Source organism: Plantactinospora sp. KLBMP9567 (assembly GCF_033446045.1).
GTDB lineage: Bacteria > Actinomycetota > Actinomycetes > Mycobacteriales > Micromonosporaceae > Plantactinospora.
Genome location: NZ_JAWQRR010000072.1, coordinates 1 through 23501 on the forward strand (window position 1 = coordinate 1; position 23501 = coordinate 23501).

Below are 23501 nucleotides of genomic sequence, written 5' to 3' on the forward strand. Positions count from 1 at the left end.
AAGATGTCCGGCGGCGTCTTACTCTCCCACACCCTCCCGAGTGCAGTACCATCAGCGCTGGAAGGCTTAGCTTCCGGGTTCGGAATGTAACCGGGCGTTTCCCCTCCGCCATAACCGCCGTAACCCTATCAACAACACAAACAACAATCCCTCATCCACACGCAAGGGAACCTCTTGTTGTTCGTTTGCTGTGAATCACACAGTGGACGCGTAGCAGCTTTGTAGTCAAGTCCTCGGCTTATTAGTACCGGTCAACTGAACCAGTTACCTGGCTTACATCTCCGGCCTATCAACCCAGTCGTCTCACTGGGAGCCTTACCCCCATCACTGGGGTGGGATACCTCATCTTGAAGCAGGCTTCCCGCTTAGATGCTTTCAGCGGTTATCCCTCCCGAACGTAGCCAACCAGCCGTGCCCCTGGCGGGACAACTGGCACACCAGAGGTTCGTCCGTCCCGGTCCTCTCGTACTAGGGACAGCCCTTCTCAAGTATCCTACGCGCACGGCGGATAGGGACCGAACTGTCTCACGACGTTCTAAACCCAGCTCGCGTACCGCTTTAATGGGCGAACAGCCCAACCCTTGGGACCTGCTACAGCCCCAGGATGCGACGAGCCGACATCGAGGTGCCAAACCATCCCGTCGATATGGACTCTTGGGGAAGATCAGCCTGTTATCCCCGGGGTACCTTTTATCCGTTGAGCGACACCGCTTCCACACGCAAGTGCCGGATCACTAGTCCCGACTTTCGTCCCTGCTCGACCCGTCAGTCTCACAGTCAAGCTCCCTTATACACTTACACTCAACACCTGATTGCCAACCAGGCTGAGGGAACCTTTGGGCGCCTCCGTTACATTTTAGGAGGCAACCGCCCCAGTTAAACTACCCACCAGACACTGTCCCTGAACCCGATAAGGGCCCGAAGTTAGATACCCAAACCAACCAGAGTGGTATTTCAAGATTGCCTCCACCCATACTGGCGTATGGACTTCACCGGCTCCCACCTATCCTACACAAGCTAATTCAGATACCAATGTCAAGCTATAGTAAAGGTCCCGGGGTCTTTCCGTCCTGCCGCGCGTAACGAGCATCTTTACTCGTACTGCAATTTCGCCGGGCCTGTGGTTGAGACAGTGGGGAAGTCGTTACGCCATTCGTGCAGGTCGGAACTTACCCGACAAGGAATTTCGCTACCTTAGGATGGTTATAGTTACCACCGCCGTTTACTGGCGCTTAAGTTCTCAGCTTCGCCCCGAAAGACTAACCGGTCCCCTTAACGTTCCAGCACCGGGCAGGCGTCAGTCCATATACATCGAATTACTTCTTCGCATGGACCTGTGTTTTTAGTAAACAGTCGCTTCCCCCTGCTCTCTGCGGCCATACAACGCTCCACCCGCAAAGGGGCTTCACGTCTCCGGCCCCCCTTCTCCCTAAGTTACGGGGGCAATTTGCCGAGTTCCTTAACCACAGTTCACCCGATCGCCTCGGTATTCTCTACCTGACCACCTGTGTCGGTTTAGGGTACGGGCCGCTCGGAACTCGCTAGAGGCTTTTCTCGGCAGCATAGGATCACTGACTTCACCTGAATCGGCTCGGCATCACGTCTCAGCCACATGCACCACGGATTTGCCTATGGTACGGCCTACACGCTTACCCCGGCACAACCACCGGCCGGGCTCAGCTACCTTCCTGCGTCACCCCATCGCTTGACTACTACCCGCCAGGTTCCCACGCTCCCCACCCTCAACCCGAAGGTCTCGGACGGTTCAGGCGGTTAGCACAACGAGGTTCATCACGGGCGCTCCTACACGGGTACGGGAATATCAACCCGTTATCCATCGACTACGCCTCTCGGCCTCGCCTTAGGCCCCGACTCACCCAGGGCGGATTAACCTGGCCCTGGAACCCTTGGTCATCCGGCGGAAGGGTTTCTCACCCTTCTTTCGCTACTCATGCCTGCATTCTCACTCGTGCCGCGTCCACAACTGGGTCACCCCGCTGCTTCACCCCCGGCACGACGCTCCCCTACCCATCCACACACCTGCACAACCACCCGAAAGTGACCGCGAAGTAAAATGTGAATGCCACAGCTTCGGCGGTGTACTTGAGCCCCGCTACATTGTCGGCGCGGAACCACTTGACCAGTGAGCTATTACGCACTCTTTAAAGGATGGCTGCTTCTAAGCCAACCTCCTGGTTGTCTATGCGACCCCACATCCTTTTCCACTTAGCACACGCTTAGGGGCCTTAGCTGGCGATCTGGGCTGTTTCCCTCTCGACTACGAAGCTTATCCCCCGCAGTCTCACTGCCGCGCTCTCACTTACCGGCATTCGGAGTTTGGCTGATTTCAGTAACCTTGTAGGGCCCCTAGACCATCCAGTGCTCTACCTCCGGCAAGAAACACACGACGCTGCACCTAAATGCATTTCGGGGAGAACCAGCTATCACGGAGTTTGATTGGCCTTTCACCCCTAACCACAGGTCATCCCCCAACTTTTCAACGTTGGTGGGTTCGGCCCTCCACGCGGTCTTACCCACGCTTCAGCCTGCCCATGGCTAGATCACCCCGCTTCGGGTCTAGAACACGCGACTACACGCCCTATTAAGACTCGCTTTCGCTACGGCTACCCCACACGGGTTAACCTCGCCACATGCCACTAACTCGCAGGCTCATTCTTCAAAAGGCACGCCGTCACCCCTAAAGGCTCCGACGGATTGTAGGCGAACGGTTTCAGGTACTATTTCACTCCCCTCCCGGGGTACTTTTCACCATTCCCTCACGGTACTCGTCCGCTATCGGTCACCAGGAAGTATTTAGGCTTACCAGGTGGTCCTGGCAGATTCACGGCAGATTACAGGAGTCCGCCGCTACTCGGGAACACCCACAAGGAAGACCAGCTGCTTTCACCTACCGGACTATCACCGCCTACGGTTGGCTTTTCCACACCATTCAGCTAACAACTGGCTTTATAACTCCCCGGAAGAGTGTCAGCTCTCCCCATGAGGTCCCACAACCCCGACCACGCAACCCCTGACAGGTATCACACGCAACCGGTTTAGCCTCAATCCGCTTTCGCTCGCCACTACTCACGGAATCACTATTGTTTTCTCTTCCTACGGGTACTGAGATGTTTCACTTCCCCGCGTTCCCTCCACACACCCTATGAATTCAGGTGCAGGTGACACCACATGACTGGTGCCAGGTTACCCCATTCGGACACCCTGGGATCACAGCTCGGTTGACAGCTCCCCCAGGCCTATCGCGGCCTCCCACGTCCTTCATCGGCTCCTGGTGCCAAGGCATCCACCGTTCGCCCTTGACAACTTGACCACAAAGATGCTCGCGTCCACTGTGTAATTCTCAACAAACGACCAACCCACAACCCACCACCCCACACCAGCAACCCCACCCCAAAGGAAAGGACCCGGTATGCGAGGCCAGGCCATGCCTGGCAGCCCGACGAGCAAACGCCCGCCCACGGCCAACCCGAAGAACCAACCACACGGTTGTTCCCTCAGGACCCAACAGGATGCCCTACACCCCACCCAGCCGCACCAAGCCCGTTCCACCACCCCCACACAGGAAGATGCGTACTAGAACCCGGCCGCTGCCAGGCAAGACTCGCCAGTGTCTCCGCCAATCGAGCACCCCGACCCGACATACGCGGACCGCGGGCTCCTAACCCACCTTCGTGGGCAGGTGCTCCTTAGAAAGGAGGTGATCCAGCCGCACCTTCCGGTACGGCTACCTTGTTACGACTTCGTCCCAATCGCCAGCCCCACCTTCGACCACTCCCTCCCCGAAGGGTTAGGCCATGGGCTTCGGGTGTTGCCGACTTTCGTGACGTGACGGGCGGTGTGTACAAGGCCCGGGAACGTATTCACCGCAGCGTTGCTGATCTGCGATTACTAGCGACTCCGACTTCACGGGGTCGAGTTGCAGACCCCGATCCGAACTGAGACCGGCTTTTTGGGATTCGCTCCACCTCACGGTATCGCAGCCCATTGTACCGGCCATTGTAGCATGCGTGAAGCCCTGGACATAAGGGGCATGATGACTTGACGTCATCCCCACCTTCCTCCGAGTTGACCCCGGCAGTCTTCGATGAGTCCCCGCCATAACGCGCTGGCAACATCGAACAAGGGTTGCGCTCGTTGCGGGACTTAACCCAACATCTCACGACACGAGCTGACGACAGCCATGCACCACCTGTGACCGCCCCCGAAGGACCCCACATCTCTGCAGGTTTTGCGGCCATGTCAAACCCAGGTAAGGTTCTTCGCGTTGCATCGAATTAATCCGCATGCTCCGCCGCTTGTGCGGGCCCCCGTCAATTCCTTTGAGTTTTAGCCTTGCGGCCGTACTCCCCAGGCGGGGCGCTTAATGCGTTAGCTGCGGCACAGAGAACCGGAGAGGCCCCCCACACCTAGCGCCCAACGTTTACAGCGTGGACTACCAGGGTATCTAATCCTGTTCGCTCCCCACGCTTTCGCTCCTCAGCGTCAGTATCGGCCCAGAGACCCGCCTTCGCCACCGGTGTTCCTCCTGATATCTGCGCATTTCACCGCTACACCAGGAATTCCAGTCTCCCCTACCGAACTCTAGCCTGCCCGTATCGGCTGCAAGCCCACAGTTGAGCTGTGGGTTTTCACAGTCGACGCGACAAGCCGCCTACGAGCTCTTTACGCCCAATAAATCCGGACAACGCTCGCGCCCTACGTCTTACCGCGGCTGCTGGCACGTAGTTGGCCGGCGCTTCTTCTGCAGGTACCGTCACTCACGCTTCGTCCCTGCTGAAAGAGGTTTACAACCCGAAGGCCGTCATCCCTCACGCGGCGTCGCTGCATCAGGCTTCCGCCCATTGTGCAATATTCCCCACTGCTGCCTCCCGTAGGAGTCTGGGCCGTGTCTCAGTCCCAGTGTGGCCGGTCGCCCTCTCAGGCCGGCTACCCGTCGTCGCCTTGGTAGGCCATCACCCCACCAACAAGCTGATAGGCCGCGAGCCCATCCCAGGCCGAAAAACTTTCCACCCACCACCATGCAGTGACAGGTAATATCCGGTATTAGCCCCGGTTTCCCGGGGTTATCCCAAAGCCTGAGGCAGGTTACTCACGTGTTACTCACCCGTTCGCCGCTCGAGTACCCCGAAGGGCCTTTCCGCTCGACTTGCATGTGTTAAGCACGCCGCCAGCGTTCGTCCTGAGCCAGGATCAAACTCTCCAACAAAAACTAGAAGAATCAAAACCCAGCAACAAAAAACACTTTGTCGCCAAATCAAACAAACATTTGGCACTGGCTTATCAAGCACCCTGTTGAGTTCTCAAAGAACAACCACACACCGAACACCGGACCTCGGTCGAGGACCGCCCTCGGGGCAACTTGCCTAACCTACCCGCTCGGCCTCACAGTGTCAAGCCCCAACTTCTGGCTTGATTGCTTCGCCCGAGGGGTCCCCGTACTCACGCACACCAAGAGTTGGTGGTCGCTACTGTCGGGGGGAAGTCCTGCAGACCGGCCGATGGCCACTCGCGGCACATCCGCCCGGCTCCTGCCGGCCTCAGCTACTTTACCCGGTTGGTTTCGCAATCTCAACCTGGATGTCATCCGGTCGAGCGCACCACCCGGCCTCCGTCTCCGTCGGGCGGATGCCCTGCGGGGGACCGAGGTGCTCGCGGCCCGGCCTTCCGTCCGGGGCGCCGCGCGCAGAGAGAAAGTTACGCCGCTCGCCCGCTGGGCGCAAATCGACGTACTCCTCCCTCCCGTACCGCTGTGACCTGACCGTGCCGCAGTTGTCCGTGTCAGGGGCAGCCAGGCGTGTCAGAGTGGCAACCATGGCCGCTTTTGCGAGCTCCACCCAGATCACCGTCGCGCAGGACAGCCTCACCGCGCTCCTGCTGCCGTTCTGGCAGCTCGTGATCGGTGGTCTCGTGCTGGTGGCGGTGGTCGTCTCGGTGCATCGGCTGGCGCGTCGTGGCCGGTCCCGGATGACCACGGGGCTGCTGGTGACGGCCTCCGCGATCATCGGCCTGGCCGTCGTCGGCATGCTGCTGCAGTAAACCTTTCTCAACCTCCCCTACGGTCGCCGACCCACTGCCCGACGATGTGAAACGCCTGGTCGAGGCGATCCGCGGACGGCAAGGTCGGACACCGTGCGTGAGCGCCGCGCGATTCAGGTGGAAGAAGCTGCCGCGCGGTTCAGGTGGAAGAAGGTTCAGTGACCGCACGATGCCGGGCGCGCCGTCGTACGCCGATCTCCCTACGATCCTCGCGGTCGCGAGCCTCGGTGTGATGCAACGGTCAGAGGCGGCGGTTCGCCAGGCTGGGCAGCTCGGTGCGGATCTCGTGCAGCCGGTCGAGGTCGAGGTCGGTGACCACGATGCCGACCGTGTCGGGCGCCTGGCCGAGTACCGTCCCCCACGGATCGATCACCATGCTGCGGCCGAAGCAGGTACGCCCCGGATCGTGGTCGCCGATCTGCCCCGCCGCCGCGACGTAGCACTGGTTCTCGATCGCCCGGGCGCGCAGCAGCACCTCCCAGTGGTCCCGACCGGTGTGCAGCATGAAGGCGGCCGGTACCACCAGCAGTTGCGCCCCGTCGGCGACCGCCAGTTGCCGGTACAGCTCCGGGAAGCGCAGGTCGTAGCAGATCGACAGGCCCACGCGTACCCCGTCGACGTCGACGGTGACCGGGTCGGAGCCGGCGGCGACGGTCTTGGATTCGAGGTAGGAGACCCGACCGGGGATCTCCACGTCGTACAGGTGGATCTTGCGGTACGTCGCGGCGAGCGCGCCGGAGCGGTCGAAGACCAGCGAGGTGTTGTAGGTGTGCTCCGGATCCGGGCCCGTCTCGTGGAACGAGCCGGCGTGCACCCACATCCCGTGCTGCCGGGCCGCCTCGGCGAAGAATTCGGCGAATTCGCCGTCCACCGGTTCGGGGGCGGGCATCCCACGCGACGGGCCGAGGTAGTCCACGTACTCCGGAAGGATCGCCAGGTCCGCCCCGGCGGCCGCGGCCCGGCCGAGCAGCTCCCCGGCGGCGGTCAGGTTGGCCTTCCGGTCGTCGCGGGCGTTGAGCTGGCAGACGGCGACGCGCATGCGGAGAGCCTACGGGGACGCTCCCCCGGTGACCAGGCTTACCGGGAGTGGTCGGCGGACCGTCAGGCCGAGCGCTCCTCACGCTCGCGCCGGGCGCGGCGCCCGGTGAACTCGCGCGGCACGATCGTCGGGTTGACGTTCTCCAGCACGACACCCCGGGTGATCAGGACGCGGGCCGCGTTCGGGTTGCTGGGGACCTCGTACATCACGGAGAGCAGGACCTCTTCGAGGATGGCACGCAGCCCCCGGGCACCGGTGCCGCGGAGCATGGCCTGGTCGGCGATCGCCTCCAGCGCCGCCGGCTCGAACTCCAGCTCCACGCCGTCGAGTTCGAAGAGGCGTTGGTACTGCCGGACGAGCGCGTTGCGCGGCTCGGTGAGGATCCGGACCAGCGCCTCGCGGTTGAGGCTCCGGACGTTGGTGATCACCGGAAGCCGGCCGATGAACTCGGGGATCAGACCGAACTTGAGCATGTCCTCCGGCATGACCCGGCCGAAGATGTCGTCGGTCGAGCGCTCGGAGACCGACCGGAGGTGGGCGCCGAAGCCGAGCCCGCCCTGGCCGGTGCGGGCCTCGATGATCTGGTCCAGGCCGGCGAAGGCGCCACCGCAGATGAACAGCACGTTGGTGGTGTCGATCTGGATGAACTCCTGGTGCGGGTGCTTCCGGCCGCCCTGCGGCGGCACGTTCGCCACCGTGCCTTCCAGGATCTTGAGCAGCGCCTGCTGCACGCCCTCGCCGGAGACGTCCCGGGTGATCGACGGGTTCTCCGACTTACGGGCGATCTTGTCGACCTCGTCGATGTAGATGATCCCGGTCTCGGCCCGCTTGATGTCGTAGTCGGCGGCCTGGATCAGCTTGAGCAGGATGTTCTCGACGTCCTCGCCGACGTAGCCCGCCTCGGTCAGCGCGGTTGCGTCGGCGATGGCGAACGGCACGTTCAGCATCCGGGCGAGGGTCTGGGCCAGGTGTGTCTTGCCACAGCCGGTCGGACCGATCAGCAGGATGTTGGACTTCGACAGCTCCACCCCGTCGGCCGAGCCGGGTCCGCCGGCGGACTCGGCCTGGATCCGCTTGTAGTGGTTGTAGACCGCTACCGCAAGGGCCTTCTTGGCCTGGTCCTGACCCACGACGTACTGGTCGAGGAACTGGCAGATCTCCATCGGCTTGGGAAGCTCTTCCCACTTCACCTCGCCGGACTCGGCCAGCTCCTCTTCGATGATCTCGTTGCAGAGGTCTATGCACTCGTCACAGATGTAGACCCCAGGCCCTGCGATGAGCTTCTTGACCTGCTTCTGCGACTTGCCACAGAAGGAGCACTTGAGTAGGTCGCCACCGTCGCCGATCCGTGCCACCTACGTTCTCCCTGCGCTCATCGGCCAGCCTGTCTGAGTAAAGGCGCTGGCCTGCGGACGGTACGCCCCGTCGGTCGTGTTCGGCGGCCGGTCCCGACCGGCCGTGGGCGGTGCAGGACCGACGTTACCCGCTACGCGGGGTTTCTCCGACCCCCAAAACGGGTGTGTCAGAGGCCGGCCACCGGGCAGCGGGTCGGCCGGCCTCTGACCCAGAATGATCAGCTCGAGGCGTTCGCCGCGAGCAGGCCCTTCTTTCGGCTGGTCAGGATGGTGTCGACCAGGCCGTATTCACGAGACTCCTCGGCAGTCATGAACTTGTCACGGTCGATATCACGACGGACTCGTTCAATCGGCTGGTTGGAGTGTCGGGAGAGCATCTCCTCGAGCTGGGTACGCATCCGGAGAATCTCCCGGGCCTGGATCTCGATGTCCGAGCCCTGCCCGTAGCCGCCCTCGGTAGCCGGCTGGTGGATGATGATCCGGGAGTTCGGCAGCGCCATGCGCTTGCCGGGCGTACCGGCGGCGAGGAGTACGGCCGCGGCACTGGCCGCCTGCCCGAGGCAGACGGTCTGGATGTCCGGCCGGACGTACTGCATCGTGTCGTAGATCGCCGTCATGGCCGTGAACGAGCCACCGGGCGAGTTGATGTACATGATGATGTCGCGGTCCGGGTCGGTGCCCTCCAGCGTCAGCAGCTGGGCCATCACGTCGTTGGCCGACGCGTCGTCCACCTGGACGCCGAGGAAGATGATCCGGTCCTCGAAGAGCTTGTTGTAGGGGTTCGACTCCTTGACGCCGTACGAGGTGCGCTCGACGAAGGAGGGCAGGACGTACCGGTTGTGCACGGGCTGGAAGCCGCCACCGGCAAGCAGGGTCGGGTCAGTCATCTTTCCGCTCCTCAGCTCAGGGTCCCGGCGCCTTCCGGAACCTGCGCGGCTCCGGTGATCACCTTGTCGATGAAGCCGTAGTCCTTGGCCTCGGTGGCGGTGAACCAGCGGTCCCGGTCCGAGTCGGCCTCGATCTGGGCCTGCTCCTGGCCGGTGTGGAAGGCCACCCGCTCCTGGAACATCCGCTTGGTGTAGAGCATCTGCTCGGCCTGGATAGCGATGTCGGAGGCAGTACCACCCATGCCGCCGGACGGCTGGTGCATCATGATCCGCGCGTGCGGCAGGGCGTAGCGCTTGCCCTTGGTGCCGGCGCAGAGCAGGAGCTGGCCCATCGAGGCGGCCATGCCCATGGCGACCGTGGAAACGTCGTTGTCGATGAATTGCATGGTGTCGTAGATCGCCATGCCGGAGTAGACCGAGCCACCCGGCGAGTTGATCCACAGGTTGATGTCGCGGCTGGGGTCCTCCGCGGCAAGTAGCAGCAGCTGTGCGCAGATGCGGTTGGCGACCTGGTCGGTCACCTCGCTGCCAAGGAAGATGATCCGCTCCTTGAGCAGCCGGTTGTAGACCGAGTCGTCGAGGTTGCCACCAAGTGCGTCCGCACCGCGGGCTTCGGTCACCCGCAGGGGCATAGCTGAGAAGTCTGAACCAGTCATGGCAGCCCTTCGCTCTCCGTGCGTCTTACGCCCGACATTAACCGCTGACCGGGGTCGTAACGTCCCGGTCCGGGCACTGTTCGCTAACAGCGCAGTTGCCGACGGCGCGCTGACCGCCCGGGGCGTACCCGATGGGGTTCTGGCCGGTCGGGCCCGGAGCGTGGCGTCCGGGCCCGGCGGTCACGACCCCGCGCGGCTCAGTGCTCGTGGTCGTGGTCGTGCTGGTGGTCGTGCTCCTCGCCACTCGCGGCGCGCAGCTCTTCCATGCTGATCGGGTTGCCGGCCGAGTCGGTGATCTTGATCCGCTCCATCACCATGGCCAGGGCCTTGCCGCGCCGGACGTCGCCGTAGACCGCACCGGCCGCGCCCGAGCGGACGAGCTGGTCGTAGTACTGCTGTGGGGCCATCCCGGCGCGCTGCGCCCGGTGCACGATCTCGTGCCCGAACTCGTCGTCAGAGACCTGCACCTGCTCGGCGTCGGCCAGGGTGTCCAGCAGAAGCTGGATCTTGACTCCCTCGGTGGCCGCGTCCTTCAGCTCGGTGTCGATCTGCTCCTCGGTCTTCTCCTCGGAGCTGAGATATTCCTCCAGGGAGGCGCCGATCCGCTCCAGCTGGTCGACCATGGCCTGCTTGCGGTGCTCGACCTCCTCGCGCACGACCCCCTCCGGGGCCGGCACGTCGGCGGTCGCCACCATCTGCTCCAGGGCGCGGTCCCGGGCGGCGTAGATCTGCTCGATCTTCTTCGACCGGCTGACCCGCTCGCGGATGTCGCCGCGCAGCTCGTCGAGGGTGTCGAACTCGCTGGCGAGCTGGGCAAAATCGTCGTCGAGCGGGGGAAGTTCCTTCTCCTTGACGGTGCGGACCGTCACAGAGACGTCGGCGTCCCGGCCGGCGAAGTCGCCGCCGACGAGCTGGGTCTGGAAGGTGGCCGCGTCACCGGCCGAGAGGCCGACCAGCACCTCGTCCAGCCCCGGCAGGAGCTGCTTGCTGCCGACCTCGTGCGAGATGTTGGTGGCAGAGCCGCCCGGCACCTCCTCGCCGTCGACGGTCGCCGCCAGGTCGATCTGCACGTAGTCGCCCTCCTGGGCGGCCCGCTCGACCGTCTTGAGCGTGGCGAAGCGCTCCCGCAGGCTGGCAACCTGGGCGTCGATCTCGCTCTCGTCGATCTGGAGCTCGTCGACGGTCACCTCGACGGTGGAGAGGTCGGGCAACGTGATCTCGGGGCGGACGTCGACCTCGGCGGTGAACTTCAGCGCGTCACCGTCGTTGAACTCGGTAATCTCGACCTCGGGCCGGCCCAGCGTCTTCACGTCGTGCTCGCGGACCGCGGCAAGAATGTTCTCCGGGATGGCGTCCTGGACGGCCTCGTTGAGCACCGTGCCGCGGCCGACCCGCTGGTCGATCACGGCCGCCGGCACCTTGCCGCGCCGGAAGCCCGGGACATTGACCTGCGAGGCGATCTCCCGGTACGCCTTCTTGAGGCTCGGCTCGAGCTCGACGAACGGCACCTCGATGGCGAGCCGCACGCGCGTCGGGCTCAGAGTCTCGACGGTGCTCTTCACAGGCGTACTCCTTGACGGATCTCGATCTTTATTCTGGGCCGGTCTTCAGCCCATCGAGTGTAGGCGAGCCGGCGGAGGCGTCTGACGGCGCGGGGTGGCCAGGCTCACCCCGCAGCCGCGGGCGACAGTCGGGGTGGCGGGATTTGAACCCACGGCCCCTCGCTCCCAAAGCGAGTGCGCTACCAAGCTGCGCCACACCCCGTGGCGGTGAAGAGTGTATGCCGTCCGGTCAGGGCCACGCCCGCCCGGTCTCCGCACCGAGGCGCCGTGTCGTCCCGAACGAGCTTGATCTTGGAGTACGTGAGGGGCTGGCGCTTCCGGTTTTGTGCGTGCTGGGCTGCGATGGACGGGTGGATGGGTCCGTGGCTGGCGGCGCCCGGCGGGATGCCGGTATCCAGGGGGCGGGGCGACCCGTTAGGCTATCCGTCGCGTCCTGAGATGATCGGGGCGAGCGCGGGCGTAGCTCAATGGCAGAGCTTCAGTCTTCCAAACTGACGGTGCGGGTTCGATTCCCGTCGCCCGCTCCAGTCCTTCCGGCCCAGGTCAGCGGCATGATCGCCTCGCCTGGGCCGTTTCGTTTCTAGCCGTTGTCGATCTTGCGTGCCATTGGCGTGCCAGTAGCGCGGGCCGTGCCGTCCGGGGTGGCCTTCCGGGTCGGCTTCTTGGCCGCCTGCTTCCGGGTGGCCTTGGCGCCCTTGGTGGGCTTGGCCGGCGGGGTGGCGTTGGTGGTCTTGGGCGACTTCTTGGGCTTGGGTTGTGCCTTGGCGATCCGGCGGTCCATGCCGGCGGCGATCTCCCGGTCACGTTCGCTGGTGGCGTGCTGGTAGATGAGCGCCGCCCGCATGGTGGCGTGGCCCATCCGGTGCATCAGCTCCCGGGTACTGGCACCGGTCGCCGCCGCCAGGTTGTTGCCGGTGTGCCGTAGGTCGTGGAAGTGGAACCGCTCTGGCATGCCAGCCGTGCGCAGCGCCGTCGCCCAGTCGACCGCCCGCCGCCAGTTGCCGGAACGCAGCACCGCACCCTTGTCTCCGGTGAACACCAGCGCGTCCGGCCTCTCCCCCGCGTAGTCGCGCAGGTGAGCGGCGAGCGCGGACCGGGCCGCCGCTGGGAGCGACACCGTCCGGTTGCTGGCTCCGGACTTGGGTGCGCCGAACTCCATCCGGTTGCGCAGCGCGGCGAGCTTGCGCGGCACCCGGACCGTCCCGGTTGTCTCGTCGACATCGGAGCGGCGCAGCGCTGCCAGTTCGCCCCAGCGAAGGCCGGAGAACGCGGCCACGATCACCAGCGCGGAGAACCGGGCCGGCATCGCGTCGGCGAGCGCGAAGACCTGGGCGACGGTCGCCACCGGACGCTCCGGAGTGTGATAGCGGTCATAGCCGGGGATGCGGCACGGGTTCTGCCGGATGATCTCGTCTTCCTTGACGGCGGTGTTGAGGATCGCTCGCAGTAGGGCGTATGCCTTCACCGCCTGCGGCTCGGAGGTGCCGCCGTCGAGGAGTTTGCTGCGCCAGCTTCGGATCGTCGCCGGCTTGACCGCGCCCAGGGCGAGGCCGCCGAGGTGCGGCCGGATGTGTAGCCGGAACAGGTCTTCGTAGTTCTCCCGGGTACGCGGCTGGAGCTTGCGTTCGGCGATCCACCGCTGTCCGTACGGGCCGAGTTCGACCTCACCGGCCTCCGGCGCGACCCAGTCGCCCTTGATGATCTCCGACTCGACGACGGTCAACCACTTGGCCGCCTGCCGTTCCGTCTCGAAGGTGTGCGGGGCCTTCCGCTCCAGCCCGTCCGGCCCGATGTACCGAGCCTGGTACCGGCCCGACGGGAGCCGGCGCGCGTTGCCGAAACGGCGCCGGCCGCTCTTGCCGTTCTTGCCTGCCATCAGGCGACCTCCCCCAGGTAGCGGCGCAGTTCCGCCCGGGTCATCGGAACGACCCGGTTGCTCTCGATGTACGCGGTGACGGCCGACGCCTCGAAGCGCACCAGGCGACCGACCTTGACGAACGCGATCCGCCGCTCGGCGACCAGCCGGCGCACGAATCGCGGTGTTGCTCGGAGGCGAGCGGCGACCTCATCGGCGGTCAACAGCTCGTCATCCATCCGGTTCCTCCCTCGTGAGTCAGGCAGCAGGGGCGAGCGTCTGTGGCGTTGCCGAAAGACCGTGGGCCGCATGCTGGCGGGCCGCGTCGAGGTCTGTTCGCCAGCGGATCCGGGCCGAGACGGCGCGCAGGATCCGGTGTTCCAGGGGCAGCACGTCCGGGTCTTCGGGTCGGGCCAGCTCGAACCGGTACCGCTGCGGGTCGTCGCCGGCCGCCTGGTTCTGGCCGTGCTCGTCGCCCTGGTCCTCGTCGGCAGGATCGGTGTCGGCCATCCCGCCAGCGAGGATGGCGCGGATCCAGGCGCGGTTGTCGGCGCGGTGGTCGGCCAGGGTCTTGCCGGACCATTGCCGGGAGACGAGAACCCGCCGTCCGGTGAAGCCGAGCGTGGAGCGCTGGTGGACCTTGCCGGTGCAGCGGCCGGGGGTCAACCCTGCCTTGACCCCGTCGGGTTGGACGGCGTACAGGAGCCAGTTGGCGCAGGTGGGCGAGCAGGGCAGCACGGAGAGTTCGGCGTGGAGCCGGTCGAAGTGCGCCCTCTGCGCTTCGGACCGGGGTCGCGCCTGGTCGGTCAGGTCCTTGGTGACGTACTTCGTGACGTACCGGATCGACCGCTCAGCGTCCCGCGTGCCCTGCTCGATCCCGCGTGCGTCGATCCGGCCCAGCCGGGCCACGTACGCCGGCCGCGCGTCGGGTTCCTCCAGCTCGTCGAGCGCCAGCGACCACGGGGTCAGCGGCTCGCGTGTCTTGGGGTCGACGTACGCCTGTTGCTCGACATCCCACACGGGCGGCTTGTCGACGGTGTAGCGCGGTTCGTCGAAGGCTGGCCACCACACCTGGTGGTAGGTCGCGGCGGCGATCTGCTTCAACAGGCGCCGGGGCAGGGTGCCCCGGATGGCGAAGTGCGCGTGTGGGGCCAACCGGCGTTGCAGCTCGACGGCTCCGGCGTACTGGACGTTCCAGCCGGCGGCGCGGCGGACGTTCTGCCACCATCGATCCAGGACCCGAGCGAAGTGGATCGAGTCCAGTGCCGCCCGCCGGTAGTCGTAACCGGCCGGATCGACCGGCGTGCCCAGGACGTCATCGTGCGGCCCGTGTCGCTGGCCGCACTCACACGGTGCGACGTAGGCGCCCCGGCGCAGGTGGGAGTGCACCGGCCCATGCGAGCCGAGCGTGAGTGTGACGAGCATCGACGGCCGGTAGGTCTTGCCCGCCCGTCCGGCATAGGCGCGGCCGACGGTGCGCGGGTCGACGGGCAGCCGGGGCAGGTCGGGTGAGTCCTGCCGCCGTTTCGTGGACCGCTTCCGCCGAGGCCGCTCGGTCCGCTCCCGAGGTGTGAGATGCCCCCGCAGATCCGTCTGCCCCAGCGCCTCATCCAACTCGGCGATACCCGCGTCCAGGTCCGCCAGTTGCGCGGCTCGCTCGTCGGGGTGCATCGGCTGGTACTGGAGCGCTTCCCGCTCGAACTCCATGTGTGCCCGCACCCGGACCAGGGCGAGAACGTCCTCGCTCGGGTGTTCAGGACGGATGGCGGGTTCGTCGGCGAGGTGCCAGCCCTCCCGGATCTGCTGAATCCGCAACCGCCGCCCGCGTTCGGCGCACGGCTTGCACTTGGCCGCCAGGGTGGCGCCGCACGGGACTTCTACGACCTCGGTCACGCCCGTCTCGGTGTCGGTGCGCCGCAACGCGAGGGGGCGGACGCAGACGCCGTGTTGCTCGGCGAGCTGCCGCAGCGCGTCCTTGGCCAGAGGCTTGCGCATCCGATCGGCCCGCGACCCCGGCCGCGGCTTCTCTGGAGCGGCCGGGCCGGCGGCGGGTTGCAGTGGTACGAGAGTCAACGAGTCACCTCGGCGGGGATCTGGGGTGGGGTGCCGTTGCGGGTGGGGAAGGCCGTCGCGGGGACGGGAACCAGCGCGGGCCGGTGCTCGGCGGGGTGGCGCCGAGCGAGCGGGATGAGGTCGCCAGTCGGCGCCTGGTCGTCGCCCTGCTGCTCCTCGACGCTGGCGTCCGGGCCGCCCTCGGTCTCGTCCTGGTCGGGCCGGTGGTCCTGCTCGGTCGTCTCGCTGGCCGAGCCGGCCGGGGACGCTGGTTTGGTGGAGAGAACGAGCTTCGACAGGCCGAGGAAGGCCAGAGCAGGCACGGCGGACAACAGCCACCCTGACAGGCCCGGCTTGGCCACCGCGAGCTGCGCCGACAGTGAGAGCGCCACGGCGGCGACGAGTAGGAACATCGGATAGCCGATCGGCCCGCCCGTGCGCCGCCGACGCCGGATGGTCAGCAGCGCGGCGAGCGGGATGAGTTCGGAGATCGCGGCGTTCGCCCAGCCGAACCAGTCCCCCGTGCCGGCAGGTGAGTTGGCCATGGTCCAGTCGTGGACGTGGGTAAACGACGCCGCCCCAGCCAGCCCGCCAACCGTGAGCAGGATGAGGACCAGGACCGCGCCCTCGACCCGCTCAACCCAAGTCTTGTCCGTCATCGAGTCACCTCCCCGCGCTCCTGGTCCTCGCAAAGGCGGCGGTAGGTCCGGCCCAGGTCGCGTATGTCGGTGTCGGTGAGATACGAGAAGCGGACCCGCACCGGCTCCCGCACGCCGTCCAGAGCCACGTAGCCCACCCCGGCCGCCGACTCCGGGATCTGGTCACACAGCGCGCCCCGGTCGCGGGCGCCGTCGCCGAGAACGAGGTCGCATTGCTCCGGTTCGGTCAGCCGCAGCCCGATCCGGGTCGGGAACAGGTCCCGGAACGGCAGCACCTCCTTACGCGGGTCCTGCAACGCGGCCACGACGTGCACCCCGACGGCCCGCCCCTGCGACAGCAGGAGGGACAGCGCGTCCTTGATCCGTTCCTTGACCTTGCGGTCCGAGATGTACGCGGTCAGCGACGCCAGCTCGTCGACCACCAGCACGATCAGCGGGTCATCCGGCGTCGGAGTGTGCTGCCGAGCCACGCCACGCAACCGGGCCGCGCGCTGGCGCATACGCTTCACGGCCTCTTCCAGGACGCCGGCCATGCCGTCCGGATCGTCGTAGGCGAACCGGGCGAACAACGGCAGCCCCGCCGCCAACTCCATGCCGCCCTTCGGGTCGAACACCCACAGCTCCACCAACCCCGATCGCACACCGCCAGCAAGGGCGGAGATCAGCGACCAGAGCACCGAGCCCTTACCGGAGTTCGTCGCTCCCGCCACCAGGACGTGCGTGCCGGCCAGCCGAAGCCGGTACGTCTGCCCGTCCTCGCGGACGCCGAGGGGCAGGGCTGTCAGGTCCGGGACCTCCGGCACTGGCAGGGGCGCCACCGTCGCGGCAAGGGGATCGCGCCGCAGAAACCGCAGCACGACGCGATCCGGCCGAGCGGTGGTGCGCGCCTGGCCGTCGCGCAGCCGGAACGCGTAGGCGAGACGCTGCGCCGCCTGTGCCCAGTCGTCGGGGAGCTGGCCGGGCAGCATCCGCACCGTCACCTCATCGACATGACGGTCGCAGCGCACCCGCAGCAGTTGCGGCACGTACCGGTCACCGGCGAAGGCCGTCGCCAGGCCGCAGGTGGCCATGATCGACGCCCAGCCCCGCCGGTACACCCACAACCGCCGCCACCGCGCCACCGCCGGGTACCAGCCGAACCGGAACCACGACGCCGGATGCCACCGCCACCAGCCCACACAGCCACCGGCCACGGCAGCGACGGCAACGGCCAGGACCAGGCCACCGTGCCGGCCGTACACGTACGACACGGCGGCGGCCGGGCTGGTCAGCCACCAGTACCGCACCGCAAGGACGGTCAGGCGGACCAGGCCACGCGCCAGCCACCAGAACACCAGCAGCCAGCCCGGCACGCGCCACGCCGGCAGCCGCACGTTCATCGGCGCAACCGGCACCTTCTCACCGGGAATGACGTTGATCAGCGGCATCAGCGGTCACCGCCCGTGGAAGCCGCAGGGACCGCAGAACGGGGAGTCACCACAGCAGCCCCCGGTCACGTGACGGCCGGGCAAGCGTGGCCAGGCAGGTCCGGCATGCCATACGGCTGAGATCGAACCGACGCGGCTTTACCCACCGGCGGCAGTGCGGGCAGCGGATTTCCGACACCAGCACGGGCGCGGACGGCAGGCCGAGCGCGCGGCGTAGTGCCCCCTCCAGGGCCAGGGCGCCGTGCCGCCACCAGGCGAGGTGGATCCGGCTCATCACGGCCACCGCCCGGTGTCGGGCCGAGTGGCGGGGGCGGGTGTGCGGGCAGCAGGAATTACGGTGGGCACAAGGCCCTCCTTCACGCATGAGGGGTGGGTTGGGCGCGGGGCGGGCCGGGAATCTTGGCGGACGAACGGCCCGCCCCGCGTGCGGTGCGACGTGCAGGTCAGGCGGCGGCCGGGGTCGGGTCGGCAGCCGGGACCATGGCGGTAGCGCGCAGCGAGTACGCCATCCGGGCCTTGCACTGCCCGGACGCCTTGCACCGCTGCGAATCCACGTACGGCGTCAGGGTCAGGCCCTCGAACTGGATCGCCGGCGGGTAACCGGGCACCCGCAACACCGGCGGAACCGGCTGCTGAGCGGCGACCACCTTCACCTTGACCTCCGTGGACCGACCGAACTTCCCCGCCTCCGGATCCAGGTCCAGCACTCGCACCAGCCAGACCCGTTCCCCGGTTTCCTTGTCCCGCGCCTGGTCGTCACCCTGCCCACGCCGGTCGAAGTCGACCTGCGGCGCGACGCCCAGGCAGAGCGCCCCGGACGGGAAGACGTACTCGAACGGCACCGGCACCTTCAACGTCAGCGGAACCACGACGTAGCCTCCTCGCTTCACCAGATGACACCATGACATCCGGTTGAGCTTCCAAGTTACGTCAGCCTGTAAATACAAGCAAGGGATTGACGGTAGGAAGATCCGCGAAAGTAGGCGGTCCGATCAGGACAGCGGGTAGGTGTCCTCGATCTCGTGCCGGCTACCCGGCATAACCAGCACGGAGGTCAGGATTGGATCCCCCGACGCCTGGTGGACGGTCAGCACGACACTGAGCACCGGCTCATCCGCCGGTACGTCCAGGGCCTTCGCCTCGTCCGCGCTGGCCCTGCGGGCGGTCATCCGCTCAGTGGCGTAGTCAGCCCGCAGGCCCTTGACCCGAGTGATGTGCTCCAACAGGCCGCCCGGGATCGGGTCCGCCTTGATGACCCCGGTGCCCACGGCGATGTCGACCGGCACGAACGTGGCCACCAGGTCCACCGGCCCCGACGGCGACAGGGTGCGGCGACGCCGCTCGTAGACCGGCGTCCCCTCCGGGATGTTCAGCTCGGCAGCGATGCGGGCCGAGGCGAGGACCGGACCGACGTGCAGGATCTCCACCTCGCCGGTCTCGTCCAGCTCCACCGCGTCCCGGGCGTACTCCGGCGACGTGCGACCCGACGGCGGGCGGCCCCGCACGAAGCTGCCCTTGCCCTGCTGGGACTCAATCCACCCGTCCTGCTTCAGGATCCCGAGAGCCTTGAGCACGGTCGGGCGGGACACTCCGAACTCGCTACAGAGCTGGCTCTCCGACGGCAGCGCCGCACCCGGCGCGTACGTGTTGTTCTCGATGCGCTCCCGCAGCGTATTCAACACGCGCAGGTACTTCGGCGTCGGAATCTCGTACGCCATCGCGGGCCACCCCACCGTCAAAGATCACAGCATGTCAAGACAGGAGCGTAAAGCCTGCCAGCATGACGACACAAGCCAGGGTCAGACGCCCGACACACCATCACCGCCGGACGACAACCAGCCCGACCACGACGACGCACCACTGATCAGCTCCGGGCGGGACGCACCGGGCCACCGCCGAGGCAGACAGCCGTACCGGCCAAAGACACGCAGCGCGGCCCGACGCAACGCGCACGGCCCCGGCTCGCCGCAGACCGAACAGAGGCCGTCGGCGCTCGACGGGGTGTGCTGGTCAAGCCGCACCTGCGCGGCAAGCAGCTCCTTCCGGGCGCAGGCCGACAGGTAGAGGCTCACTGCGTGGACCGGTCGGTGGCCAGCCGGGAGGCACGGACGAGGATCTGCGCCTGGTCGCCGGAACGGCCGTCATAGCCGATCTTCACGCCCTCCAGCCACACCCACTCGTCCTGCTCCGGCCGATTTGCCACCAGCCGTACGCCGGTCACCCACAACACCACCGGACCCTCCGTCGGACGGAGCCGGTCAGCGGCGGACAGCCGGATCACCTCGCCGAGCCGCACCCGTAGGTCAAACACGACGCCCCCTCGCCACCGGCGAGCGTCGCGGCGGAACCGGGCGCCGAGCCGGAGCGGCCAGACACAGGCCGGCGAGGCGGACGAAGACATCGCGCCGGTCGAGCGCCTGCCCGTGCTGGTCGAGGACGTAGCCGGTCAGCCAACACCAGCCGTGGTATGTCGGACGGCCACAGACAACGGTCACCCGCAGCAGGATCGACCGGCCCCCGGCGAACTGCACCGACGCTCGACCATCCACCAACAACACGTCACCCGGCTTTGGAACCACCCGCCACCCCTCCCATGCGTTGGACAGGCGTCGAGGCGGGCGGGCATTCAGACGGCCGTACGTCGACCGTGCGGCCTGGCGCCGGCACCCACCCCGACGCCCAGCTCACGAAACAGCCACCCGACCCGAGCCCGCACAGTCCAGACACGACCGCCGCGCCAACGACCGAGACGGTCCACACGTCACCGCCGCCGAGCGCAGTCCGGTACGACGAGTCACGTACTTCCAGCCAGCGCCGGCACAGTAGGAGCAGGTCGAGGCGACGGTGACGGGCAGCTCTTGCGTACTCGCCAGACCACCAGTAGCGCCCTGCCTACCGCTGATGGCTCCTGCGCCTTGTGACATCGACTCTCTCCCAGGTGACAACCGCTCGAAGGTCGGAAGACCGATACCAACAGGGTTGATCAGAAACGGAGACGGTCCGACCCCACGGCTGGACAACTTGGGACGTCTTAACTAACTTGAAGTCGTCCCCACTTGTCCAACGGGAGGCTCAGGGCATGCCGAACGACCGGCTACGTGACGCACTTCTGCGCAACGGGCTGACCCCCGCCGCCGTCGCCGAGAAGCTGGGCGTTGACCCGAAGAGCGTCGAACGGTGGATGACGCAGGACCGGACGCCGTATCCCCGTCACCGGCATGCGATCGCGGCCCTGGTCCGCGAGAGTGAGTCGTACCTGTGGCCGAACGCGGTTTCGTCGGAGAAGGCGACCCGGATAGCTCAGTCGGAGGTTGTGCAGGTCTACCCCCGGCGTGCCGCAGTACCGTCCGACCTGTGGGGCAGGCTCCTCCGCAACGCCGGCAGCCAGATCGGCATCCTGGTCTACGCCGGCCTGTTCCTTGTGGAGCAAGAGCCCAGGCTGATTCCGCTCCTGAAAGCCAAGGCGGCCGAGGGAGTGAAGGTCCGTGTCCTGCTCGGCGATCCTGACGCGGAGGCGATCGCGTTGAAGAGCGTCGAGGAGGGCACTGCCGGAGTTATGAGAGCGAAGATCGAGCAGGTCATGCAGTACTACCGACACCTACGAGACGTCGACAACGCGCAGGTGCACCTGCACCACACCACGCTCTACAACTCGATCTATCGCTTCGATGACGAGATGCTGGTCAACACGCACGTCTACGGCTTCCCCGCCCCGCACGCGCCGGTCATGCACATTCGCAAGCTCTCCGGTGGCGACCTGTTCGACACGTACGCCGACAGCTTCGACCGGGTGGTGGCCGCAGCACGCCCGGCCTGGCCAGCAGAGATGGCAGCCTAGACATGGCCAGGACCGATCACTACCACGAGCCGGACGCGCCGAAGGCCAACAGCATCGTTGTCGCCGTCACCGTGTTCGTTCAGGACAACCAGGACCGCGTGCTACTCATTCAAAGGACCGACAACGGGCTGTGGTCTATCCCCGGCGGCGGCCAGGAGATCGGCGAGTACATCGCCGACACGGCGGTCCGGGAGACGCGCGAGGAGACCGGCATCGACGTCGAGGTGACCGGGATCGTCGGCGTCTACTCCGACCCCCACCATGTTGTCGAGTACTCCGACGGCGAGGTACGCCAGCAGTTCTCCATCTGTTTCCGTGCCGAATACCGAGGCGGCAGCCCGACAACCAGCGACGAGTCAACCTCCGTCCGCTGGGTGGCACGCGACGAGCTGGACGATCTGGACATCCACCCATCGATTCGGCTACGGATCGCGCACGGCTACGACCGCCGCGCCCCTTACATCGGTTGAGCTACCGACCTCGTAGCCAACCGCTGCTCCGTACGCCGCACCGCGGCTACGATCTCAGGCTCGGCACGCCGAATGAACCGGGTCACCAGGTGGTCAGGTCCGTACCGAGACCGGATCTCCGCCAGCCGCTCCAGAACCTCGAAGCTCTGCCCGTCCGGCCCGGTCGTCATGTCGGCGTAGCAGAGAGCATCGGTCACCGGGCCTTCTTCTCGGTCAAACTCCTCGCGCAACGCCTGGCCGAGCCCGCGCTCCTCTGCCTCTAGCCAGGCACAGGAGTGATGGGCGACCAGTGCGGTGACGCGCTCGTCAACCTGTTGCCGCCGGAGCCACCGAGCACCGTCCAGCGAGTGGAAGCCAGTATCCACCAGTCCCGGGCTGTAGCCCACGTCGTGAAGCCACGCGGCAGCGATCAAGGTCTCCCGATCCGAGGGCGGGACCGCACCAGCAGCTTCCTCTGCTTTGGCTGCGACGGCTTGGACATGTTGCCACCGGCGAGGCAGCGTCTCCTCTAGCCGCTGCCGGGCGAGGGAGCGAGCGGCATCGACAGCGGCGGTCATGTGAAGGAGCCTACGGAGCCGCTCCATGCCTCGCTACCCGCGCGGCGCGCGCTCGCAGTGGGAAGCACATCTACGCTGCCGGGAGTGACCGCCTCCCAGCAGCCACCTATGGCGACGCCACGCGTTGCCGCAGGCGCCCTCTTCTTCGACGCCGCAGGCCGCGTGCTCCTCGTGCGCCCCAGCTACAAGCAGGGCTGGGAGATCCCTGGTGGCTACGTCCAGCTCGGCGAGTCACCCCGCGCCGCTTGCATCCGGGAGGTTCAGGAGGAGCTTGGTCTCACAGTTGACGTGGGCGCTCTCCTCGTCATCGACTGGGCGCCCGCTGCCAATGAGGGTGACAAGCTCCTTTTCGTCTTCGACGCGGGCCCTCTCGACGGTGACCGCCAACGCCGCATCGCCTTCACCGACGGCGAAATCACCGAGTGGCGGTTTGTGGGCGTCGAGGACTTGGACGACTACGGGCCAGACCGCCTGATCCGTCGCATCCGTACGGCGATCGCAGCCAGGACCCGAGGGCGCACGATCTATGCCGAACACGGAGTGATGGCGGGTCCGCAGCCTGAGCCGCTGCCCCAGCCGTGAGAAGTTTCTATACGTCTTCAAGGCGCCCTTGACGGGCCGCACGCGCGGCGTCTGGGCGCGCGCCGGCCGCTATCGCTGTCGCTCTGCGGTCGTCACGCCGGACACCGGCGGCTGGCGCGGACAGCGGGAAGCCCGGAGGGCCGCCGGGGACGACAGGCCGTTGACCGGGGGTGTGGTGGGCCGGCAGCCGGCGGGGCCGCGCGGCCACGGGCCCGCGCGGTGTAGGGGAGCGCACGCGGACCGGCGTCGGCGAGTTGGCGGCGCTCTCGGGGGTGCGGCTACTGCGCCTCCGGCCGGGACGCTCCGGTTCCAGGATGGCCGGGCTGCGCTGGTGGGGCACGGTCCGTGGGTGGTTGCGGTAGGCCATCCAGCCTGCCCTCGACCCGGGCAAGCCGAGCAGATCACCGCGCGACCCGCCAGCTCCGAACGTGCGTCAAGGTCTGCGGCACCGACGACGAGCGGCTACAGGCACGGCTCACCCTGCACCACTGGATCCGGCTTCAGG

General features: G+C 66.6%; 18 protein-coding genes, 2 tRNA genes and 3 rRNA genes. 5 read left to right on the forward strand and 18 right to left on the reverse strand.

What is annotated here, in order from left to right:
- Window positions 1–5: 5 nt before the first annotated feature.
- From rrf to R6Y94_RS44515, 3 genes are all read right to left on the reverse strand, one after another.
- Window positions 6–122, reverse strand: a 5S ribosomal RNA gene (gene rrf, locus R6Y94_RS44505).
- A 99-nt stretch (window positions 123–221) separates the two neighbouring features.
- Window positions 222–3331: ribosomal RNA gene (locus tag R6Y94_RS44510) — 23S ribosomal RNA — on the reverse strand.
- 380 nt (window positions 3332–3711) lie between these two features.
- Window positions 3712–5227 (reverse strand): 16S ribosomal RNA (locus R6Y94_RS44515).
- The 16S, 23S and 5S rRNA genes sit together here, the layout of an rRNA operon.
- A 605-nt stretch (window positions 5228–5832) precedes the next feature.
- On the opposite strand from R6Y94_RS44515, the gene R6Y94_RS44520 reads away from it, so the two are divergent.
- A complete protein-coding gene (locus R6Y94_RS44520) occupies window positions 5833–6057 on the forward strand; it encodes a hypothetical protein (protein WP_318403361.1) in 225 nt (74 codons plus the stop codon).
- A 241-nt stretch (window positions 6058–6298) separates the two neighbouring features.
- On the opposite strand, the gene R6Y94_RS44525 is transcribed toward R6Y94_RS44520, so the two are convergent.
- The 6 genes from R6Y94_RS44525 to R6Y94_RS44550 all read right to left on the reverse strand — a co-directional run bounded on the left by R6Y94_RS44525 (window position 6299) and on the right by R6Y94_RS44550 (window position 11758).
- A complete protein-coding gene (locus R6Y94_RS44525) occupies window positions 6299–7096 on the reverse strand; it encodes a carbon-nitrogen hydrolase family protein (RefSeq protein WP_318403362.1) in 798 nt (265 codons plus the stop codon).
- A gap of 62 nt (window positions 7097–7158) precedes the next feature.
- Window positions 7159–8451: an ATP-dependent Clp protease ATP-binding subunit ClpX gene (gene clpX, locus R6Y94_RS44530; protein WP_318403363.1), complete on the reverse strand. Its 1293-nt coding sequence runs from the start codon at window positions 8449–8451 to the stop codon at window positions 7159–7161.
- Window positions 8452–8669: 218 nt separating this feature from the next.
- Complete coding sequence (locus R6Y94_RS44535) at window positions 8670–9338, reverse strand: ATP-dependent Clp protease proteolytic subunit (protein ID WP_101367584.1); 669 nt, start codon at window positions 9336–9338, stop codon at window positions 8670–8672.
- An 11-nt stretch (window positions 9339–9349) separates the two neighbouring features.
- Window positions 9350–9994, reverse strand: a complete 645-nt coding sequence (locus R6Y94_RS44540; protein ID WP_318403364.1) for an ATP-dependent Clp protease proteolytic subunit — start codon at window positions 9992–9994, stop codon at window positions 9350–9352.
- Window positions 9995–10191: 197 nt separating this feature from the next.
- Window positions 10192–11556, reverse strand: coding sequence for a trigger factor (gene tig, locus R6Y94_RS44545; RefSeq protein WP_318403365.1), 1365 nt, complete (start codon window positions 11554–11556; stop codon window positions 10192–10194).
- A 128-nt stretch (window positions 11557–11684) separates the two neighbouring features.
- Window positions 11685–11758, reverse strand: a tRNA-Pro gene (locus tag R6Y94_RS44550).
- A gap of 251 nt (window positions 11759–12009) precedes the next feature.
- On the opposite strand from R6Y94_RS44550, the gene R6Y94_RS44555 reads away from it, so the two are divergent.
- Window positions 12010–12083, forward strand: a tRNA-Gly gene (locus R6Y94_RS44555).
- 53 nt (window positions 12084–12136) lie between these two features.
- On the opposite strand, the gene R6Y94_RS44560 is transcribed toward R6Y94_RS44555, so the two are convergent.
- The 8 genes from R6Y94_RS44560 to R6Y94_RS44595 form a co-directional block, all read right to left on the reverse strand.
- Complete coding sequence (locus tag R6Y94_RS44560) at window positions 12137–13432, reverse strand: site-specific integrase (RefSeq protein ID WP_318403367.1); 1296 nt, start codon at window positions 13430–13432, stop codon at window positions 12137–12139.
- On the reverse strand, window positions 13432–13650 hold the full coding sequence (locus R6Y94_RS44565; RefSeq protein ID WP_318403369.1) for a helix-turn-helix domain-containing protein: 219 nt from the start codon (window positions 13648–13650) through the stop codon (window positions 13432–13434). Before R6Y94_RS44565 ends, R6Y94_RS44560 begins: the two co-directional genes overlap by 1 nt.
- A gap of 19 nt (window positions 13651–13669) precedes the next feature.
- Entirely contained in the window at window positions 13670–15406 is a 1737-nt protein-coding gene (locus tag R6Y94_RS44570; protein ID WP_318403370.1) for a replication initiator, read from the reverse strand.
- Window positions 15407–15480: 74 nt separating this feature from the next.
- On the reverse strand, window positions 15481–16122 hold the full coding sequence (locus R6Y94_RS44575; RefSeq protein ID WP_318403372.1) for a DUF2637 domain-containing protein: 642 nt from the start codon (window positions 16120–16122) through the stop codon (window positions 15481–15483).
- Complete coding sequence (locus R6Y94_RS44580) at window positions 16119–17549, reverse strand: FtsK/SpoIIIE domain-containing protein (RefSeq protein WP_318403374.1); 1431 nt, start codon at window positions 17547–17549, stop codon at window positions 16119–16121. Before R6Y94_RS44580 ends, R6Y94_RS44575 begins: the two co-directional genes overlap by 4 nt.
- A 443-nt stretch (window positions 17550–17992) precedes the next feature.
- Window positions 17993–18418 (reverse strand): hypothetical protein, encoded by a 426-nt coding sequence (locus tag R6Y94_RS44585; protein WP_318403395.1) that lies wholly within the window; start codon window positions 18416–18418, stop codon window positions 17993–17995.
- Between the two features lie 123 nt (window positions 18419–18541).
- On the reverse strand, window positions 18542–19267 hold the full coding sequence (locus tag R6Y94_RS44590; RefSeq protein WP_318403376.1) for a GntR family transcriptional regulator: 726 nt from the start codon (window positions 19265–19267) through the stop codon (window positions 18542–18544).
- 350 nt (window positions 19268–19617) lie between these two features.
- The gene (locus R6Y94_RS44595; protein WP_318403378.1) at window positions 19618–19860 is read right to left on the reverse strand and encodes a hypothetical protein; all 243 of its coding nucleotides are present in this window, start codon (window positions 19858–19860) and stop codon (window positions 19618–19620) included.
- 768 nt (window positions 19861–20628) lie between these two features.
- On the opposite strand from R6Y94_RS44595, the gene R6Y94_RS44600 reads away from it, so the two are divergent.
- Both R6Y94_RS44600 and R6Y94_RS44605 read left to right on the forward strand, forming a co-directional pair.
- Window positions 20629–21387 carry an XRE family transcriptional regulator gene (locus tag R6Y94_RS44600; RefSeq protein WP_318403380.1) on the forward strand — a complete coding sequence of 253 codons (759 nt, stop codon included), beginning with the start codon at window positions 20629–20631 and terminating at the stop codon, window positions 21385–21387.
- Between the two features lie 2 nt (window positions 21388–21389).
- The gene (locus R6Y94_RS44605) at window positions 21390–21857 is read left to right on the forward strand and encodes an NUDIX domain-containing protein (protein ID WP_318403381.1); all 468 of its coding nucleotides are present in this window, start codon (window positions 21390–21392) and stop codon (window positions 21855–21857) included.
- On the opposite strand, the gene R6Y94_RS44610 is transcribed toward R6Y94_RS44605, so the two are convergent.
- Window positions 21845–22414, reverse strand: coding sequence for an HD domain-containing protein (locus R6Y94_RS44610; RefSeq protein ID WP_318403383.1), 570 nt, complete (start codon window positions 22412–22414; stop codon window positions 21845–21847). The genes R6Y94_RS44605 and R6Y94_RS44610 overlap by 13 nt on opposite strands.
- Before the next feature lie 84 nt (window positions 22415–22498).
- On the opposite strand from R6Y94_RS44610, the gene R6Y94_RS44615 reads away from it, so the two are divergent.
- Window positions 22499–22996: an NUDIX hydrolase gene (locus R6Y94_RS44615; protein WP_318403385.1), complete on the forward strand. Its 498-nt coding sequence runs from the start codon at window positions 22499–22501 to the stop codon at window positions 22994–22996.
- The last annotated feature ends 505 nt before the right edge of the window (window positions 22997–23501 follow it).

Coding starts and splice junctions, on each gene's coding strand:
- R6Y94_RS44560 (WP_318403367.1), bottom strand. CDS start 13,432: ATGGCAGGCAAGAACGGCAAGAGCGGCCGGCGCCGTTTCGGCAACGCG.
- R6Y94_RS44570 (WP_318403370.1), bottom strand. CDS start 15,406: ATGCGCAAGCCTCTGGCCAAGGACGCGCTGCGGCAGCTCGCCGAGCAA.
- R6Y94_RS44520 (WP_318403361.1), top strand. CDS start 5,833: ATGGCCGCTTTTGCGAGCTCCACCCAGATCACCGTCGCGCAGGACAGC.
- R6Y94_RS44575 (WP_318403372.1), bottom strand. CDS start 16,122: ATGACGGACAAGACTTGGGTTGAGCGGGTCGAGGGCGCGGTCCTGGTC.
- R6Y94_RS44590 (WP_318403376.1), bottom strand. CDS start 19,267: ATGGCGTACGAGATTCCGACGCCGAAGTACCTGCGCGTGTTGAATACG.
- R6Y94_RS44565 (WP_318403369.1), bottom strand. CDS start 13,650: ATGGATGACGAGCTGTTGACCGCCGATGAGGTCGCCGCTCGCCTCCGA.
- R6Y94_RS44610 (WP_318403383.1), bottom strand. CDS start 22,414: ATGACCGCCGCTGTCGATGCCGCTCGCTCCCTCGCCCGGCAGCGGCTA.
- R6Y94_RS44540 (WP_318403364.1), bottom strand. CDS start 9,994: ATGACTGGTTCAGACTTCTCAGCTATGCCCCTGCGGGTGACCGAAGCC.
- R6Y94_RS44600 (WP_318403380.1), top strand. CDS start 20,629: ATGCCGAACGACCGGCTACGTGACGCACTTCTGCGCAACGGGCTGACC.
- R6Y94_RS44535 (WP_101367584.1), bottom strand. CDS start 9,338: ATGACTGACCCGACCCTGCTTGCCGGTGGCGGCTTCCAGCCCGTGCAC.
- R6Y94_RS44580 (WP_318403374.1), bottom strand. CDS start 17,549: ATGCCGCTGATCAACGTCATTCCCGGTGAGAAGGTGCCGGTTGCGCCG.
- R6Y94_RS44605 (WP_318403381.1), top strand. CDS start 21,390: ATGGCCAGGACCGATCACTACCACGAGCCGGACGCGCCGAAGGCCAAC.
- R6Y94_RS44525 (WP_318403362.1), bottom strand. CDS start 7,096: ATGCGCGTCGCCGTCTGCCAGCTCAACGCCCGCGACGACCGGAAGGCC.